We start from the raw sequence: 18,278 nt of genomic DNA, 5'->3' as shown, positions 1-18,278 counted from the left end.
CTAAGGCACATTTTCCAATGTATGAATGATATAAACATTTACCAAAGTTGTGTAACACAAAAATCGATAATGTCCCCTAACTTTAATAAAGTCTATTGAAAGTCATTCAGTAAATTTTGGCTTAACCATTCCGAGCCTTGAAATTGAAGGATGTTTTTGGAAATGCTTTCAAAACAGTAAAGGAATATTTCCTTATACTAAATAAAAGTAAATTTAGGATAGGACAATGATACAGGACATACAAGAGCAATTAGCAGAACCAGTACAAACGGTAATCCAAAAGTTAGAAGGTTGGTTTGATTCCTTCATTAGTCTGATTCCCAACATGGCAGTGACCTTGTTGTTATTAATAATCTTTCTAGTGCTTGCAAGACTAGGAAGCAAACTATCTATAAAGCTTTTCACCAAAGCATCAAAAAACGAAGCATTAGGGCATTTATTTTCCACTCTTGTTTATGCGGCAATCTTAGGGCTTGGTTTTTTTATTATGCTCGGAGTACTCGGGCTAAATAAAGCATTAACCTCACTAATCGCAGGAATTGGTGTGCTAGGTTTAGTATTGGGTTTTGCTTTTCAGGATATAGCGGCAGATTTTATTTCGGGTGTTATTTTGGCCTTCAGGAAACCTTTTAAAATTGGGGACATTATAGAAATAAAGGGTATTATGGGCATAGTAAGTAAAATTGAGTTACGGATTACGGTTGTTGAGACTTTCCATGGCCAGGAAGTTTACATTCCAAATAAAGACATATTACAGGGTGCTATTTACAATTTTTCTATTTTGAAAAAAAGGCGTATTGATATAGCCGTTGGAGTTTCTTACGCAGAAGATCTTGATAAAGTTGAAGATGTTGTCGTGAGCACAATAAAAAACTTGGAGGGAGTGATAGATAAAGATTTGGTGGTTTTTGACTATGCTGAATTTGACTCCAGTTCAATCAATTTTAATATTCGATTTTGGATAGAATATCCTGGAGAACCCAGCTACTTCACGATGAAAAACAAAGCCATCAAAGCGATTAAAAGTGCATTTGATGAACAAGATATTACTATTCCTTTTCCAATTCGGACATTGGACTTTGGAATTAAAGGCGGGCAAAAACTCTCCCAAATGGAATTGAATACGAAGAGAGTAACCAAAGAAGTAGATTAAGGTCCTAGTTCATGAAAATTCCAATGTACGAAAGCGGTCTTTCAGATCCCTTTTAATTGTTAATCTATAAAATACAGCTATGAAAAAAGAAGTCGACACATCTCTAACGCAAAAATTTTTAAGAATTCTATTAGCCTTATTTATGGTCTATGCCGGAATTAGTCATCTAACTTTTAATAGTATCGATTTCCAGGCTCAGGTTCCTGATTGGGTTCCATTCAGCAAAAATTTAGTGGTAGTATTATCAGGTATTGTTGAAATAGCATTAGGTCTGACTTTACTGTTGTGGAAAAAGCAACGAGTGAATATTGGATGGGCCTTAGCCATATTCTTTATCTTGGTTTTCCCAGGAAATTTAGCCCAATACCTTGATGGAAAAGATGCTTTTGGAGTTTTAAATTCTGATAGTGCCCGATTAATTCGACTTTTCTTTCAACCGGTTCTCATAGCTTGGTCGCTTTGGTCATCTGGTGCATGGCAGTCGTGGAGAAATTCTAAAAAATAAACAGAATGCTTAAACAAGCATTAAAATAAAACTTAACTTATATGAAACGTCCATGCCAAAGTGTTTTTGACATACAGGGGGATGATTATTCCAGCATGGTAAGTTCTCCCGATAAATTCGGGACAGGCTATATGGCAACTAAAAAACAAATTATAATTATATGAAACGTCCATGTATAAAGCTTTCTACACACAGGGAAATGATTATATGGTAAGTTCCATATAGCAACTAAAAAACAAATTATAATTATATGAAAGTATTACAAATAATAAAATACGGTGAACTTAAAGACAGTTTATCAATAAACGAAATAGAAAAACCATCAATCAAGGCTTCGGATATTCTTATCGAAACCAAAGCAGCAGGACTCAACCCTATTGACTACAAAATGGTGAGTGGTGGATTGAAAGATATGGTACCATTGTCACTTCCCGGCACAATTGGCTTTGATGTGAGCGGTGTGATTGTGGAGAAAGGCGCGGAAGTTACCAAATTTGAATTGGGAGATGCCGTGTATACAAGAGTGCCTCAACAACAAATGGGCACACTTTCTGAATATGTAGCTGTTGAGAGTAGTGTGGTTTCCAAAAAACCCGATAATATATCGTTTGAAGAAGCCGCCGGCTTACCATTGATAGGACTCACTGCGATTCAGGCTTTAGAAAGCGTCGGTTTGAAAGAAAACGATCGTGTGCTTATTCATGCAGGATCAGGAGGTGTAGGAACTTTTGCAATTCAATATGCCAAAGCGAAAGGGGCCTTTGTTTACACTACCACCAGCACTCCAAATGTAGATATGGTGAAAGCACTTGGTGCCGACCGCGTGATCGATTACAAATCTGAAGATTACAAAACGATTGCAAAAGATTTGGATATTGTTTTTGACACATTAGGAAATAACTACACGTTGGAAGCCTTTGAAATTATCAAAGAGGGAGGAAAGGTGACCACGATATCCGGCCTTCCAGACGAAGAATCTGCAAAGAATCTGGGAATGACTAATTATAAATTACCCGAAGAATTATCAAGCATAATCAAAGAAAAATCAGCTATTTATAAGCATACGTGGATGCAACCCAATGGCGAACAATTGGCGGAAATCTCATCTATGGTAAAAGATGGGAAGATAAAGCCGGTGGTTGATAAGGTTTATTCCTTCGCACAAGGCATTGAAGCCTATTTATACTTAGCCACAGGTAGAGCAAAGGGAAAAGTGATTATAAGTCTATCCTAAACGGTTCATTAAATTAAACTACGAACGAATCTATTTATAGAGAAAAATAAAATATCATGACTAAAGTAAAACAGAATGTATTAGTTGCCGGAGCCAACGGCACTACGGGAAGAATCGTCATTAATTTATTAGTAAAATCAGAAACCTATCGGCCTATTGCTATGGTTCGGAAGCAGGATCAAAAAGAGTATTTTGAAAAGGAAAATGTAACAACCGTTCTGGCTGATTTGGAAGAAGATTTGAGTGATGCAGTGAAAAATGCGCACAAAGTAATTTTTGCTGCAGGATCAAAAGGTAAAAATGTTTTAGGCGTAGATCAGGAAGGAGCAAAACGGCTAATTGATGCTGCTAAGGATGAGAGAGCCGGAAAGTTTGTTATATTAAGTGCAATGGGAGCAGACGACCCTTCCCGGAATAAAGATCTTCAAGCCTATTTGGAAGCAAAGAAAAATGCTGATGACTATCTGTGTGCCAGTGGTTTGGACTATAGTATCGTTCGACCAGGCCATCTGACTGACGAAGACGGGTCGGGCAAAATTCAACTTGAAAAAAGATTTGAAAATTCAGGAAAGATTTCAAGAGCAGATGTTGCCAAAACTTTAGTTGACGTTTTGGAAGATGGCGTAATGCAAAACCAGTTTTTTGAAATTCTTGCGGGTGATATGTCTATTGAAAAAGCAGTTCGTACTGTTTAAAAAAAATCTACAGCAGGTCTATGTTCACAATTTCATTTTTTTACTTCCAAAAGATAAAACTTTGAATACAACAAGAACTATCAATTTAAAGAACAGACCAAAAGTAAAGCCCGAGTTAACAGACTTTGAATTCAGAACTACATAAATTTCTGAATTGCATGCTTTTGCTGAGTATAAAGAAAACTGTACCAAGCCGTATGAAATAAAGTTGTCGTTACTTTTTAGGGGCGAGAAAGAAGATTATTAAAACATTTAAAACATAATAAAATGAAAATTCAATTTAATACAGACAATAATATAAGCCTGGGCGAAGAACAAATAGATTATTTTACTTCTTTAATATCAGAAGAAATAAGTAGGTTCAGTCCACAGATATCGCGCTTAGAAATTCACCTCTCTGACGAAGATGGCAGCAAAGACGGGCTTAACGATAAGCGATGTTTAATTGAAGCTCGTCTTGAAGGCATGAAACCAATTGCTGTTTCTGAACATGCAAATACTCCCGAACAGTCAATTTTTGGTGCAATTGAGAAACTAAAAACTTCTCTGGAAACTTTAACTGGTCGTTTGAAAAATCATTAAAAATAAAGGATAAATAAACTATGAAAAATAATATATCTGACCAACTGGTTGAAACATTAGTAGAGGCTGGAATCCAAAGAATTTATGCAGTAACAGGCGATAGTTTAAATCATGTAAATGCTGCAGTTCATCGCAATGGAAAAATCAAATGGATCCACGTACGGCACGAAGAAACAGCTGCTTATGCAGCCGGAGCAGAGGCTCAACTGAATGGGCTGGCATGTTGTGCGGGCAGTAGTGGCCCTGGGCATGTCCACTTGATAAACGGTTTGTATGATGCGCATCGTTCATCGGCTTCAGTATTGGCTATCGCTTCCACGATCCCTACCATAGAATTTGGAACAGACTTTTTTCAGGAAACGAACACAATAAAACTTTTTGACGATTGCAGTTGCTACAATCAGATAGCTGCTACGCCTGCACAATTGCCACGCATGTTACAGGCAGCTCTTCAAAATGCTGTGCATAAAAAAGGCGTAGCAGTTATTGGATTGCCCGGTGATATTACCGAGCTTCCAGCTGTAGCTGCTGCAACTACGACCGTACTTTTCAGGAACCAGCCTGTTGTCAGACCATCAGAAGACGAATTAGTGAAATTGGCAGAATTGATAAACTCGCATAAAAAAGTTACTGTTTTCTGCGGAATTGGAGCTGCTGAAGCTCACAAAGAAGTGATTCAATTGGCTGAAAAGCTAAAAGCTCCGGTGGCGTATTCCTATAAAGCCAAGATGGCAATCCAGCATGATAATCCTTATGAAGTAGGGCTCACAGGATTGTTGGGTATTCCATCGGCCTATCATGCCATGCACGAATCTGAATTACTAATATTATTAGGCACAGATTTTCCATATACAGCTTTCATGCCCGTTAAAAATAAAATTGTTCAAATAGACATTAAACCCGAAAACCTCGGGAGAAGGGCTAAACTCGATCTGGGACTTTGCGGAGATGTGAAAGATACCTTGCAGGCACTCATGCCTATGGTAGAGATGAAGGAAGATGCCACTTTCCTGGATTTGCAATTAAAGTTTTATCAGGAAGTCAAAAAGAATTTGCTGTCCTACGTAAAGGATACCGGAAAGACCAATGAAATTCATCCAGAATTTGTCGCTTCTGTAATTAATGAACTGGCTGCCAAAGATGCCATTTTCACCGTTGATACCGGAATGTGTTGTGTATGGGCTGCACGCTATATTGACGGAACAGGCAAGCGAAAAATGTTGGGCTCGTTCAATCATGGTTCAATGGCAAATGCAATGCCACAGGCAATAGGTGCAGCGCTTGCCCGCCCTGACCAACAGGTTATTGCCTTCTGCGGCGACGGAGGTATTTCAATGATGTTGGGCGATCTCATGACCATTGTTCAATATCAATTACCCGTGAAGATCATTGTTTTTAACAACCGTACATTGGGAATGGTGAAGCTGGAAATGGAAGTAGCCGGGATTCCCGATCTGGAAACAGATATGTTAAACCCCGATTTTCTGAAAATAGCGGAAGCAATGGGAATGCCGGGTATTGGTATTGATGATCCGGATGATGTAAAATCAGGATTAGAGAAGGCCTTTATGCATGATGGCCCGGTATTGGTTTCAATTCAGACTGATCCGAATGCCCTTGCCATGCCTCCCAAGTTGGAATTTGACCAGATGAAAGGTTTTGCTTTATATATGGGTAAAATGATGTTAAGCGGGCGTATGGATGAAGCATTTAAGATTATTTCATCCAACTATAAGCATTTGGGCGAAGTATTATGATTTAATTTTTCAAAGGACGTTCAAAAACATGTTACAATTTTATATTGAGTAAAGAAAATAGTTTAATGGGTTCTGGAATTTTCTTTATTCAACAAATCCGTTACCGGAAAGTTTACAAGCTTTAAGGGCAACATTAACTTTGACCCCAACAACTTAAAAGCAAGTAAAGTAAATTTTACTGTTCCAGTAAATAGTGTGAATACGGATGACAGGAAAAGGGACGAACACCTGCAGTCGCCCGACTTTCCAGCTAAAATTGAAAAGAAATTGGAAAAGGAATATTCGGTTTATGGTAAACTGACCATTGAGGATAAAACCAAAGATGTTTTGTTACCATTGGAGATTACTGGAGAAATGGAATACCTAATGATGAAGGGTACAATTATTTTGGGTGTTTTAATTGATACAACTTTGGACAGAACCGGTTACGGCATAGGCACTGGAAATTGGGCTGCAACAATGGTCGTGGGCGATGAAGTACGAATACACATTCCGACGGAACTTAACCGAATGAAATAATAAAAAGATATTATGAGGGAAAAACTTAAAAATTATGCGTTGATAGCAACAATTTTTATTGTTTCAGCTATCTCTTCTCAGGCTATTGCTCAGGAAAAAGGAAACAACGGTTGGGTTGCGCCAAAAGAAGCTGACCAAATAACTAATCCACTAAAAGGCAATGAGGAGGCTACCAAAGCAGGGAAGAAATTATTTCAACAACAATGTGTGGTTTGCCATGGAGACTCGGGTAAAGGAGACGGTGTTGCAAGTGTGGCCCTAAATCCAAAACCAGCCAACTTCAACTCAGAAAATGTACAAAAAGAGACCGATGGTGCCATTTTCTGGAAAATAACAAATGGCAGGCCGCCTATGGTCTCTTACAAGGATATGCTAACTGAAGAACAACGTTGGCAGTTGGTAAACTATATCCGCACATTTTCAAAATAGAAAACTCAAATTAATTATGAATCAAATGCTTTTAATAAATGGAAAATGTTTTTAATACAAACGAAATTGAATCGCCTCTTTTGAAAAAAATGGTGAAGCACAGGAATATTATCGTCATACTATTTATTTCATTGATGACTTTATTTAGTGCATTTTTTCAGATTGAACCTGAAGAAGTAGGTGTTATTACACGCTTTGGTAAATATGTGAAAAAAGTGGAACCAGGACTTAACATGAAAATACCTTTTATTGAACAGGTGTATAAAGTACCTGTTGAAAGACAACAAAAGCTGGAGTTTGGTTTCCGAACAGTGCACGCGGGTGTTAATTCTCAATACAATAGGTCTGGCGCCGAAGATGAGTCTTTGATGCTTACCGGCGATCTTAACCTTGCAGATGTGGAATGGGTTGTACAATACCGGATTAATGATGCTTACAATTATTTATTTAAGGTAAGGAATCCTAAAAATACATTGCGTGATGTTTCGGAAGCTGTACTCAGACAAATTGTTGGAGATCGCACTGTGAACGAAGTGCTTACTGTAGGGCGTACGGAAATAGCCACTAAAATGGTAGAACTTGCCAACATAATATGCAAGGATTATTCACTTGGAATTAAAATCGATCAGGTTGTACTGCAAGACGTTAATCCGCCCGAACCTGTAAAAGCTGCTTTTAATGCAGTAAACCAGGCACAACAGGAAAGGGAAACCTTGATTAACAAAGCAAAATCGGAGTATAATAAGGTGATACCCAAAGCAAGCGGACAGGCAGAGGAAACCATACAAAAGGCCGAAGGATTTGCTACCGAACGGGTGAATAATGCACTCGGCGAAGTTGCTCGTTTTAATGCTATCTATAAAGAATACATTAAAGCTCCCGAAGTTACTAGAAGGAGAATTTATCTCGAAACAATGAGTTCTGTGTTACCAAAGTTGGGCAGTAAAATCATTATCGATGAAAAAGGAAACAATGTATTGCCCTTATTACAAATGAAATTAAACAAATAACAGGTTGGAGTTATGAAGAAGAATAAACTTATATTTTTAATCGTCACCTCGGTAATATTGCTGATAGTCGTATTCCAAAGTGTATATATTGTAAAAGAAACCGAACAGGTAGTTATTACTCAATTCGGAAAACCTGTGGGAGAAGCTATAACCGAACCGGGACTAAATTTCAAAACACCCTTTATACAAAAAACCAATTATTTTGAAAAACGCTACATGGAGTGGGATGGCGATCCGAATCAAGTGCCAACAAAAGACAAAAAATTCATATTTGTTGATACTTATGCACGCTGGCAGATCACAGATCCATTGCAGTTTTTTAAGAGAATGACTAATGAAAGGGGAGCACAATCCCGTTTGGATGATATCCTGGATGGTGAAACCAGAGATTACATCGCAGCCCATAATCTGGAAGAAGCTGTGCGTTCTCACAACAGGGTTCCGGCTTCCTCAGGCGCAACAGGTGAAATGATATCAGATACGCTTGCCCAGATATCTGTCGGACGTCAGGAATTACAGCGTATGATTCTTATGTCTGCCAATGAGAAAGCCAAGGATCTTGGTATTGTCATACTCGACTTTCGTTTTAAACGAATTAACTATGTTCAGGAAGTTAGTGCGCAGGTTTACGAGCGTATGAAAAGTGAAAGGTTTCGAATAGCTGATAAATTTAGGTCCGAAGGGCAGGGTGAAGCTTCGCGTATTAATGGCGAGAAAGAAAGGGAACTAAAAACAATCCAATCCGAAGCATTTAGAAAAGCTGAAGAAATTAAAGGAAAGGCCGATGCCAAAGCTGCAGGAATATATGCTTCAGCATATGACCAAACATCTACTTCCCGCGAATTATACGGTTTTTTAAAATCGATGGAAACTTTCGAAACAACATTTGACACAACTACATCTGTGATTTTATCTACTGACAACGAGCTCTTCAAATATTTGAAAAGTATGAAGTAAAGAATTATTGTTCGGTATTTAAATTTGTACTGCTGCGTGCTTTAAATGTCGGTACAGTACTAATTTAATGCTGGTAAGGATATTTTTATACATCAATTTAAAAAATAGAAACTTATGAAATATTATTTTGAAAAAACATTGAATACCGATTTCGAAACTACTGTTGAAACTACAATTGAAGCATTAAAGTCTGAAGGCTTTGGCGTGCTGTCGGAAATAGATATTCACGATAAGCTAAAGGAAAAGCTGGATGTTGATTTCCGTAGGTATAAAATTCTTGGTGCTTGTAATCCTCAATTTGCCTATGAAGCCCTTCAAGAAGAAGATAAAATTGGAATTATGTTGCCATGTAATGTGATTATTCAGGAATTTGGTAATAATAAGGTTCAGGTGGCAGCTGTAGATCCAGTGGCTTCTATGATGGCAATTGATAATCCAAAACTAACAGGTATTGCAGGAATAATACAGGAAAAATTGAAACGCGTAATTGATAAATTAAAATAACATATCTGTTTAATTAAAATCGGATGCTGCTATGAATGGAATGAATAATGATTGGGGAATGGGATTTGGATGGGGCTGGATTATAGGAATAATAGTACTTGTTGTACTAATCCTACTACTATTTAGAGCTATAAATAAAAAGCATTATCCACATAAAAGGTCTAGAAATTGGCCGGTAGATATATTAAAGAAACAATATAGACAGACTGAATTAGACAAAGAAGAGATTGAAATAAAAAAGGAAGATACTTTATAGACGAACACTAATTAATTCAGGTAAAAACCAATTCAATGGGAAATAATCAAAAGAATCAATTCGTTTGCCCCATGCACTGCGAAGGCGACAAAACTTACGAAAAACCCGGTGATTGCCCGGAATGCGGAATGCACCTGAAAAAAGAGGAACGAGTTGGTTCATCAAAGCAAGTATATACCTGCCCCATGCACCCTGATGTTACACAAGACAAACCGGGAAGTTGTCCTAAATGTGGGATGGATTTAGTGCCGGAGAAAGGCGAAGAAGGCAGTGATGAAGAAAAAGCTTACAAAAAAATGGCTAAGAAATTCTGGATTGCACTTTTTTTAAGTTTTCCGGTTTTTGTAATCGCTATGTCGGATGTTATCCCTTTTCTGAATCTTGATAAAATAGCATCAAAATCTGTTTGGAACTGGATTCAATTTGCATTGGCAACACCTGTAATATTCTATTCAAGTGGAAGCTTCTTCAAACGAGGATGGAGTTCCATACGCCGATGGTCACCCAACATGTGGACTTTAATATCATTTGGCGTAGGTTCTGCTTATTTATTTAGTGTAGTTGGATTATTGTTGCCCGGTATCTTTCCAGCTCAATTTAAAGATGCTACAGGAAATGTTCATCTGTATTTTGAGGCAGCAGCTGTCATTCTTACTTTGGTTTTACTTGGTCAGGTTATGGAATTAAAAGCACACAGCAAAACCAATTCAGCAATCAAAGCTTTGTTCGGTCTTGTTCCACCCGTTGCAAGGGTAATCAGAGATAGAGAAGAAATTGAAATTCCTTTGGAAGAAGTAAAAGTTGGCGACCTTTTAAAAGTAAAACCCGGTGAGAAGATTCCAGTTGATGGAATCATTTATAAAGGCGAAGCTGTTATTGACGAGAGTATGATAACTGGTGAGCCTATTCCTGTCGAAAAGGCAAAAGATGAAAAAGTAACCGGTGGAACAATAAATGGCAAAACAGCCTTTGAATTGAAAGCCGAGAAAGTAGGTAGTGATACCCTGCTGGCGCAAATCATCGAAATGGTGAATACAGCCAGTCGCTCTCGTGCGCCAATTCAAAAAGTGGCCGATACTGTAGCTAAGTATTTTGTGCAAATAGTAGTTTCTATTTCACTAATTACGTTTGCTGTTTGGGCAATCTGGGGGCCAGAACCAGCTTACGTTTATGCCTTTGTAAATGCCGTGGCAGTGCTAATTATAGCATGTCCTTGTGCGCTCGGACTCGCTACTCCTATGTCCATAATGGTAGGTTCGGGTAGGATGGCTAATGCGGGTGTGTTGGTAAAAGATGCCCGTGCTATTGAGGAAATGAACAAAGTGGATACGCTTATTATTGATAAAACCGGCACCATCACAGAAGGAAAACCAAGTCTTAAAGCCTTTAAATCATTTGGAAAACTCAGCGACAAGGAAGTCCTGCAATTAGCGGCTTCGGTGGATGCGAATAGCGAACATCCTTTAGCGGATGCTATTGTTGCTGGTGCGAAAACCAATAAACTGGAACTCCTTCCGCTTGATAAATTTGAATCGCTAACAGGAAAAGGAGTAAAAGCCATTTATAAAGATAAAAAAATAGGTTTAGGCAACCACCGGATACTGGAAGATTTTGAGGTAAGTCTTGACGATAAAAACAAGAAAATCGTTGAAGAATGGCAGTTGGCAGGGCAAACAGTAATGTACCTTGTACTTAAAAATACGGTGGAAGGTATTGTTAGTGTAGCCGACAAGATTAAGGATTCCTCAGCCAGTGCAATCAAAGACCTGCAAAATATGGGTGTAAAAGTTCACATGCTTACAGGCGATAATCAGTTCACAGCAAAATCTGTAGCAGAAGAGTTGCATCTCGATGGTTTTCAGGCAGAATGTATGCCCGAAGAGAAATACAAATTTGTAAAGGATTTACAGGAAAAAGGTCATGTTGTGGCTATGGCTGGCGATGGCATTAACGATGCTCCTGCCCTTGAACAAGCTAATGTTGGAATTGCGATGGGAACAGGAACGGATATTGCGATGCAGAGTGCAGAAATAACGCTGGTTAAGGGAGATTTGAATGGAATAGTTCGTGCAAGGGAATTAAGCCATAAAGTAATGCGTAACATAAAGCAAAATCTATTTTTCGCCTTCGTCTACAATGCCATTGGTATTCCTGTTGCAGCAGGAGTGTTATTTCCTTTTTTCGGAATATTACTTAGCCCAATGATTGCCGCCGCCGCCATGAGCTTTAGTTCCGTATCGGTAATTGCTAATGCATTGCGCTTATCAAAGAAATAATAAGGAAATTCAATGAAAAACTTAACAAGAGAGTAATATCTTTCAAAAATTAGTGAATGGATAAATCAAAAAATAAAATTGGATTATGGTCGGCAGTTGGATTGGGAGTTGGCGCAATGATTGGAGCCGGTATATTTGCACTAATGGGGCAAGCTGGAGCTATTGCAGGGAAAGCGGTTTATATTTCATTTATCCTAGGCGGAATTGTTGCCGCAATTAGTGGATATTCTCTGGCTAAGTTAGGAGCGCGTTTTCCTGCAGCCGGAGGTATAGTAGAATATTTAGTTCAGTCGTTTGGTGTAAATGTTTTTACCGGCGGAATAAGTGTCATGTTGTATCTGGCATCATTAATTTCCTTAGCTCTTCTTGCAAAAGCTTTTGGAAGTTATGCAGCAGCCTTATTAAATTTAAAAGGATCGCTGATATACACTAACATATTTGCCTTATCGATTATTACACTACTTGGAACAATCCAATATTTCGGAATTAAAAAAGTGGTTAAGTTTCAGAATGTAGCAATTATAATAACCATTCTTATATTAGTTGTTTTTGCCACTGTAGGCTTAATCTATATGAAGCCTGAACTAATGGCACCGGCATTGTATCCATCTTCGAATAAAATATTGTTTAGCATTGCTATAACTTTCTTTTCATACGAAGGATTTAGAATAATTACGAATACTGCAGAGGATATTGTTCATCCGGAAAAAAACCTGACTAAAGCCATTTTCATTTCAATTGGTATAACAATGGTTATTTATACTGCGCTGGCATTTGCTGTTTTTGGCAATCTTGAAGTTGACCAGGTTCTTGAAGCTAAAGATTATGCACTTGCAGAAGCTGCCAGACCCGCGTTTGGAGTATTTGGTTTTACAATAATCTCGATAGCAGCCTTATTTGCCACTTCATCTTCTATAAATGCCGTATTATTTGCTACCAATAATATTGCTTATCAAATGGCGAAAAATGGCGAACTTCCAGGGTTTTTTGCAAACCCAATTGGAAAAACCAGAGAAGGCCTTATAGTTAGTGTAGTTTTAACGGCATTGTTAATATTATTTTTAGATTTACTTCAAATTGCGGCCATAGGATCCATTACTGTGTTATTTATTCATGCAATAACGCATCTGGGTCATCTGAAGTTGATAAATAAGACTAAAGCATCGAAGTTACTTGTTGCTTTAGCTCTAATAACTACACTAGGAGTTATTGTTTTATTTTTAAAATATTCAATAAAGGATTCGTACACCATTTTGATACTATCGGTGGGAGTATTAGCACTGTCATTTTTAATAGAATTCTTAATAAGAGCCATTACTAAAAGAAAAGTTAATAAAACCAGAGAGGGAATCTCTGGTAAAATTTTTAGATAAAAATAAGGGGCTTTTTTTGACAGCCCCTCTATGATTTACTTATTCATTGATTGCTTGATATTTAGGCATAATATTTCGAGTATCAACTAAGATATTTAAAATACTATGCCTAATAGATGCAGAACATCCAATCGTGATACTTCTTATCGATGGAGATTAAATTCTAAAACTATCTTGGGGACCGTTTAAAACTCACTCCTACATTCACCCACACAGAATGTTGTACTCTTTATTTCCACATAGTAAGCTATATGATTTACAGTTAATTACATTAACATTTATTGGTAAAAGTGCGAATGATGTAACTAATAAACAGAATTATGTAATGGTTTCTATGACATATAGCCTGACCTTTGTAAGGTGAAATTGATTCACTACTGTATTGCCAGTTGCAATAATTAATATTTAAAGACATGAATAAAACGGAATTAAAAGGAAACTGGAAAGAACAGAAAGGTAAACTTAAAAAGAAATTTGCATTCCTTACTGAAAATGACCTAATGTTTGAAGAAGGTAAACAAGAGGAAATGCTTGGAAAACTACAAATTAAGTTGGGTAAAACCAAAGAAGAATTGTACAAAATTATTAATGGTGATTAACAAACTTTTTTTATCAGATAATTAGTTGCCATTAAAAACTTAATTAAAAAATATAACTATGAAAAATTCAATAATAGCCTTAGGAAGCATCCTATTGCTAACAATAACCATACTTTTTGGTTGTCAATCATCAGCTAAAAAAATTAAGAATGCAGAAGATAATGTTCAGGAGGCTAAAATGGATTTGGCAGATTCTAAAATGGACTTGTACGAAATACGATTAGATACAATTAGTAACTATGAGCAATTCAAAATAGAAGCAGAAAAGTTAATTGTTGCTCAGGAAAAAAACATTGCAGAATTTAAAGCCAGATTAGTTAGTGAAAAAAAAGAAGTTAATGCTGACTATAATAAAAAGTTGGTTGAATTAGAGAAAAAAAACAAGGAATTAAAAAAGAAGCTTGCAGACTATAAAGATGATGGACAAGAAAAATGGAATGGATTTAAAAAAGAGTTTAACCACGACATGAATGAATTGGGCAAAGCTTTTAAAGATATAACTGTTGAAAACGTAGAATAATTATTATCCATTTATACAAACAAAGAAATCATGGGAAATTTACTATATGTAATTGCTTTAATCCTTCTAATCGCTTGGGCGATAGGGTTTATTGGATACAATGCCGGGGGCATTATACACATACTTTTGGTTATTGCTGTAATTGCAGTAATACTCAGAATAATTCAAGGGAGAAGAATTCTTTAAGTAAAGAATGAACATTAGACATAAAACTAAAAACAAATGGGCACAATAAGCAAGAGTAATTGGAGCAGTAAAAAAGAAAAAATTAGGCAATTATTCCCTGAAATAACCGAAGAAGATTTATGTTTCAATGATGGAAAAGAAAAAATGATGATTGAAATGTTGGAACATAAGCTTGGTATATCGAAAGAGGAATTACGTAATATTATTAACGAACAATAAAGTATAAAATCATGAAAAATCTACTATTATGTAATAGCTGGTTTATTGGTGCTTATCTGGATACTAATTTTTAAACCTTCCTCAGGTGTTCACTTATGGCTTGCAGCTGCTGGCTTAGTTGTTCTAATCAGGGTAGTATTCGATAAAAAACTATCAAATAGAAAAAAGACTAAAATTATTTATGTGAGTTCCTGAATGTGTTCAATTTTTTTGAACACATTCAGAAATCAAAAAAAATTGAACAGATGAAAATCTCTAAAAAAATACTTGGTGTTTGGTTAGATCATACCAAAGCTCAGATAATAGAAGAAAAAAGTAATTCAATTACTTCTTATACAATAGAATCGCTCTCCATACAAGGAGAAAAATAAAATTTTGGCATGGACGAAAGTCTGAAACATAATACAGATCAAGATCAGCTTTCAGATTTTTTTTAAAGGCTAAGTGTGGTTATAATGGAATATTCAGAAGTGTTACTGTTTGGACCGACCAATGCAAAAACAGAATTATACAACTTATTAAAAGAAGATAGCCATTTTAATAACATTAAGATTAACGTTGAAACAACTGACAATTTAACAGAAAATCAGATGTATGAATTTGTAAAAGAACATTTTGAAAAAGTTGGCTAATTACAAAAACCATTGGATATTTTGCAGAAACGTTTTGCTTCAGGAGAAATCACGAACGAAGAATACCAGGAGAAAAAACAATCATAGAAAACGATTATTCAAAATAGCTCTAAATGGACTTTATTTGCCATTAACTGCTAAAGTAGAACCAAATACTAATGTACGTACCATCAAATAGAGGGAAATATGCAAATTATAGAGCATAATAAAACAAATACTCTGGTTATTTGAATAGGTGTGGAGAATATCCTTGTTCGTGCCATTTATACCGCATGAAGAATGGATGATAGAAAAAATAGTGAGTCAAAGGAAAAATTTAACTTAAAATTTAAAGGAGGATGACTATGTTAATCAATTCAAAAACCCTTAAAGGGTACAAATTAAATGGTATCGATGGCGAAGTAGGCAAGGTTAATGAATTCTACTTCGATGACAAGTTTTGGACAATTCGTTACTTGATTGCCGATACGGGAGGCTGGCTCATAGGTAGGCAGGTACTGATTTCTCCATATGCGCTTACTGAGGTTAATAAAAAATTAGAACACATCAACATCGATTTGACTAAGAAACAAATTGAGGATAGTCCTTCTCTCTCAAGCGACAAACCAGTGTCGCGACAATTTGAAAATGAATATTATGGTTATTATAGATGGCCAGCTTATTGGAACGGCATGTACATGTGGGGATATTATCCTAATATTATACGGGATAGTAAAGAATGGGAAAAAGCAATACAGGAGGAGGAAATGTGGGATTCTAGTTTGCGCAGTACCAATGAAGTGAGTGGCTATAACCTACAAGCTAACGATGGCGAGATTGGCCATATTAAGGGGCTTATTATCGATGAAGAAACATGGGCGATTCGATATTTAATCGTTGATACAAAAAACTGGTGGACGGGAAAAATAGTTTTGGTTTCACCACAATGGATTGAACGTATTAGTTTGAATGACAATAAAGTCTATGTCAATCTATCCCGTAAAGACATCAAATCGTCTCCGGAATACAATGAGGAATTTCAGCTTTCCAGGGAATATGAAATTAAACTGCATCAACATTATAAACGCATTGGTTATTGGTTCGAAGAGCCTGTTATCAAAATATCTTCTCAATAAAAAAACAACTTCCGTCCTGGCTCAGAGTCCAATTTTAAGAACGACCATTACGCTTGAAAGATTGCGGAAACGCGGTTATGAATCTATGCTTGATATTTACAAGAAAATTTCCCCACAACTTAACGAACCGCTGTATACGAGACCCGTACGTACAGTGGTGTGAAAGCCTCTCCCTGCTAATGATTACTAGCGGGGCGGGCTATTCGATTAGCGGTTCGTTCTTCTTTTCTACTCAAAGTCAACATACATATATTTGAAGTTAATGATTAATGTATTGAATTGATTAAAAATGTCTTGACCTAAATTGCCGTCAAAATATTTGTTAAAATCATATTCTTCAAGCGTTACAGGAATCTCTGTTAGTGTTGTCTTTTTTGTGCCAATTTTCATTGGAAAGTTCTTGAGCAAATATTCTTTAACTGTTGTTCGTCCGCCAGCGCCACCTCTTGCATTTGTTTGTAATTCTCCTCGATTTTCTATTTCGCTTTTATGTTCATTGAAATATTTAAAAGAAAGTTCTGAATTTTTTGCACCTGTGTCGAGAGTAAAAAGTAAAGTGTCATTGTCAGAGATTACTTTCACAACTGGAGTAAGTCCTTCTAGAACCATATTTTTTAGTTTTTTTTCTTTTGGGGATTTTGGAACAGTAATATTTCCATTTTTATGCAAATGAACTTCCTCTAATTGATGAATAACAGGAAAACCAACAATACCATGTATCTGATAGTTAACTTCAGGAAAAGTAAGCTGGTCGTCTGCCAGAACTAAAAAGACCACATTTTCAAAAAGGATATCACCAACATATAAACTGTCGGCAACTGCTAATTTTGATTGAACATTAATTTTAGTAGAAGAACCAACGTCAACATTTTGCTCAAATAAGGTTAAGTTCATTTTCTTAGCCTGACTTTCTGCAATGGTTGATAAGTTCGCTCCTGTATCAAAAATAAAGTCTTCGCAAACACCATTTGATTTAACGGGTGTCATTATATGATTGAATTTGTTTCTGTAAGAAGCTATTTGCACCAAACTATTTTTGTGCATAATTTGTGGCTTTACGTTTGAAAACGTCACAAAGAGATTTTTCACATTCTTGCAATTGGCTATCTCCACACTGTCTAACACGTTTGGATAGTCATTAAGCATTTTTGCATAACTGGCTGATGCTTGTTTGTAATCATGGCTATACAAGTAATTGGATGCTTTTAAGTCCAATAGGCTTGTTAGTGTCGAGTCGTTAAATTCATTTTTATACTTCTCCAATAAAACATTGATATGTTCATTAGATTGTTTTTTTTCTCCAAAAGCGTTTGTAACAAAAGCCTTATAATATAATAGTCTATCTTCTGTGAGTTTATCTTCATTACTTTCTAAACGCTCACGAAGTTTGAAATAGTCCTTTTGCTCAAGTAATTGATTGAGCTCATTGTCTATGATTTTGTCAGTTTTTTTGTTAGCGCAACTGGTCAAGGTAAATAGAATGCCTATAATGATTAAATTTTTTAAATATTTCATTTTCTGTCTGTTCATTTTTAATGTGTCTGCATTAGAATGACCGTCAACCGGTCACATGTATGAAATGATGGGGGTTTGCGGGCGTCGTTATGGTCTGCCGTTACAAAATTTGATGCGGGGCAGAGAACTACTAAACCCCCATTATTTTATGCATGATGTGTGTGCCCTGCATGAGCATGATCACACCCACCGAAAGGTTGTTGAAAATGTTAAATATACAAATTTAGCATAAACAATGATTC

At 36.4% G+C, this 18,278-nt stretch carries 23 protein-coding genes; 22 read left to right on the top strand and 1 reads right to left on the bottom strand.

Annotated features, from left to right (window positions below; translation table 11 throughout):
• Positions 1-226 precede the first annotated feature (226 nt).
• The 22 genes from QUH73_RS07255 (at position 227) to QUH73_RS07155 (ending at position 16,521) form a co-directional block, all read left to right on the top strand.
• A complete protein-coding gene (locus tag QUH73_RS07255; RefSeq protein WP_289529773.1) occupies positions 227-1,153 on the top strand; it encodes a mechanosensitive ion channel family protein in 927 nt (308 codons plus the stop codon).
• A 79-nt stretch (positions 1,154-1,232) separates the two neighbouring features.
• A complete protein-coding gene (locus QUH73_RS07250) occupies positions 1,233-1,658 on the top strand; it encodes a DoxX family protein (RefSeq protein ID WP_289529772.1) in 426 nt (141 codons plus the stop codon).
• Positions 1,659-1,908: 250 nt separating this feature from the next.
• Positions 1,909-2,892 (top strand): NADP-dependent oxidoreductase, encoded by a 984-nt coding sequence (locus tag QUH73_RS07245; RefSeq protein ID WP_289529771.1) that lies wholly within the window; start codon positions 1,909-1,911, stop codon positions 2,890-2,892.
• A 56-nt stretch (positions 2,893-2,948) separates the two neighbouring features.
• A complete protein-coding gene (locus QUH73_RS07240) occupies positions 2,949-3,587 on the top strand; it encodes an SDR family oxidoreductase (RefSeq protein WP_289529770.1) in 639 nt (212 codons plus the stop codon).
• A 267-nt stretch (positions 3,588-3,854) separates the two neighbouring features.
• Positions 3,855-4,169: an HPF/RaiA family ribosome-associated protein gene (locus tag QUH73_RS07235; RefSeq protein ID WP_289529769.1), complete on the top strand. Its 315-nt coding sequence runs from the start codon at positions 3,855-3,857 to the stop codon at positions 4,167-4,169.
• Positions 4,170-4,189: 20 nt separating this feature from the next.
• Positions 4,190-5,926, top strand: a complete 1,737-nt coding sequence (locus QUH73_RS07230; RefSeq protein WP_289529768.1) for a thiamine pyrophosphate-dependent enzyme — start codon at positions 4,190-4,192, stop codon at positions 5,924-5,926.
• Between the two features lie 72 nt (positions 5,927-5,998).
• Positions 5,999-6,445: a YceI family protein gene (locus QUH73_RS07225; RefSeq protein ID WP_289530011.1), complete on the top strand. Its 447-nt coding sequence runs from the start codon at positions 5,999-6,001 to the stop codon at positions 6,443-6,445.
• Between the two features lie 12 nt (positions 6,446-6,457).
• On the top strand, positions 6,458-6,874 hold the full coding sequence (locus tag QUH73_RS07220; protein ID WP_289529767.1) for a c-type cytochrome: 417 nt from the start codon (positions 6,458-6,460) through the stop codon (positions 6,872-6,874).
• A 38-nt stretch (positions 6,875-6,912) separates the two neighbouring features.
• Positions 6,913-7,884 carry an FtsH protease activity modulator HflK gene (hflK, locus tag QUH73_RS07215; RefSeq protein WP_289529766.1) on the top strand — a complete coding sequence of 324 codons (972 nt, stop codon included), beginning with the start codon at positions 6,913-6,915 and terminating at the stop codon, positions 7,882-7,884.
• 12 nt (positions 7,885-7,896) lie between these two features.
• Positions 7,897-8,841, top strand: coding sequence for a protease modulator HflC (gene hflC, locus QUH73_RS07210; protein ID WP_289529765.1), 945 nt, complete (start codon positions 7,897-7,899; stop codon positions 8,839-8,841).
• Positions 8,842-8,955: 114 nt separating this feature from the next.
• On the top strand, positions 8,956-9,345 hold the full coding sequence (locus QUH73_RS07205) for a DUF302 domain-containing protein (protein ID WP_289529764.1): 390 nt from the start codon (positions 8,956-8,958) through the stop codon (positions 9,343-9,345).
• Between the two features lie 31 nt (positions 9,346-9,376).
• Positions 9,377-9,601, top strand: coding sequence for an SHOCT domain-containing protein (locus tag QUH73_RS07200; RefSeq protein WP_289529763.1), 225 nt, complete (start codon positions 9,377-9,379; stop codon positions 9,599-9,601).
• A 35-nt stretch (positions 9,602-9,636) separates the two neighbouring features.
• Positions 9,637-11,877, top strand: a complete 2,241-nt coding sequence (locus QUH73_RS07195) for a copper-transporting P-type ATPase (protein ID WP_289529762.1) — start codon at positions 9,637-9,639, stop codon at positions 11,875-11,877.
• A gap of 56 nt (positions 11,878-11,933) precedes the next feature.
• Positions 11,934-13,250 (top strand): APC family permease, encoded by a 1,317-nt coding sequence (locus tag QUH73_RS07190; RefSeq protein ID WP_289529761.1) that lies wholly within the window; start codon positions 11,934-11,936, stop codon positions 13,248-13,250.
• Between the two features lie 413 nt (positions 13,251-13,663).
• Complete coding sequence (locus QUH73_RS07185; RefSeq protein ID WP_289529760.1) at positions 13,664-13,849, top strand: CsbD family protein; 186 nt, start codon at positions 13,664-13,666, stop codon at positions 13,847-13,849.
• Between the two features lie 58 nt (positions 13,850-13,907).
• The gene (locus QUH73_RS07180; RefSeq protein WP_289529759.1) at positions 13,908-14,369 is read left to right on the top strand and encodes a hypothetical protein; all 462 of its coding nucleotides are present in this window, start codon (positions 13,908-13,910) and stop codon (positions 14,367-14,369) included.
• 30 nt (positions 14,370-14,399) lie between these two features.
• The gene (locus QUH73_RS07175; RefSeq protein ID WP_289529758.1) at positions 14,400-14,555 is read left to right on the top strand and encodes a lmo0937 family membrane protein; all 156 of its coding nucleotides are present in this window, start codon (positions 14,400-14,402) and stop codon (positions 14,553-14,555) included.
• A gap of 36 nt (positions 14,556-14,591) precedes the next feature.
• On the top strand, positions 14,592-14,774 hold the full coding sequence (locus QUH73_RS07170; protein ID WP_289529757.1) for a hypothetical protein: 183 nt from the start codon (positions 14,592-14,594) through the stop codon (positions 14,772-14,774).
• 245 nt (positions 14,775-15,019) lie between these two features.
• Entirely contained in the window at positions 15,020-15,145 is a 126-nt protein-coding gene (locus tag QUH73_RS07165) for a hypothetical protein (protein WP_289529756.1), read from the top strand.
• An 84-nt stretch (positions 15,146-15,229) separates the two neighbouring features.
• Positions 15,230-15,406, top strand: a complete 177-nt coding sequence (locus QUH73_RS07160) for a hypothetical protein (RefSeq protein ID WP_289529755.1) — start codon at positions 15,230-15,232, stop codon at positions 15,404-15,406.
• Between the two features lie 12 nt (positions 15,407-15,418).
• A complete protein-coding gene (locus QUH73_RS20875; RefSeq protein WP_442913403.1) occupies positions 15,419-15,493 on the top strand; it encodes an SHOCT domain-containing protein in 75 nt (24 codons plus the stop codon).
• Between the two features lie 251 nt (positions 15,494-15,744).
• Positions 15,745-16,521, top strand: coding sequence for a PRC-barrel domain-containing protein (locus tag QUH73_RS07155; RefSeq protein WP_289529754.1), 777 nt, complete (start codon positions 15,745-15,747; stop codon positions 16,519-16,521).
• 228 nt (positions 16,522-16,749) lie between these two features.
• On the opposite strand, the gene QUH73_RS07150 is transcribed toward QUH73_RS07155, so the two are convergent.
• The gene (locus QUH73_RS07150; RefSeq protein WP_289529753.1) at positions 16,750-18,036 is read right to left on the bottom strand and encodes an aspartyl protease family protein; all 1,287 of its coding nucleotides are present in this window, start codon (positions 18,034-18,036) and stop codon (positions 16,750-16,752) included.
• Positions 18,037-18,278 lie beyond the last annotated feature (242 nt).

It is taken from the genome of Labilibaculum sp. K2S, from assembly GCF_030372765.1.
GTDB lineage: Bacteria > Bacteroidota > Bacteroidia > Bacteroidales > Marinifilaceae > Labilibaculum.
This window is presented reverse-complemented; position numbering and strand designations above follow the sequence as displayed.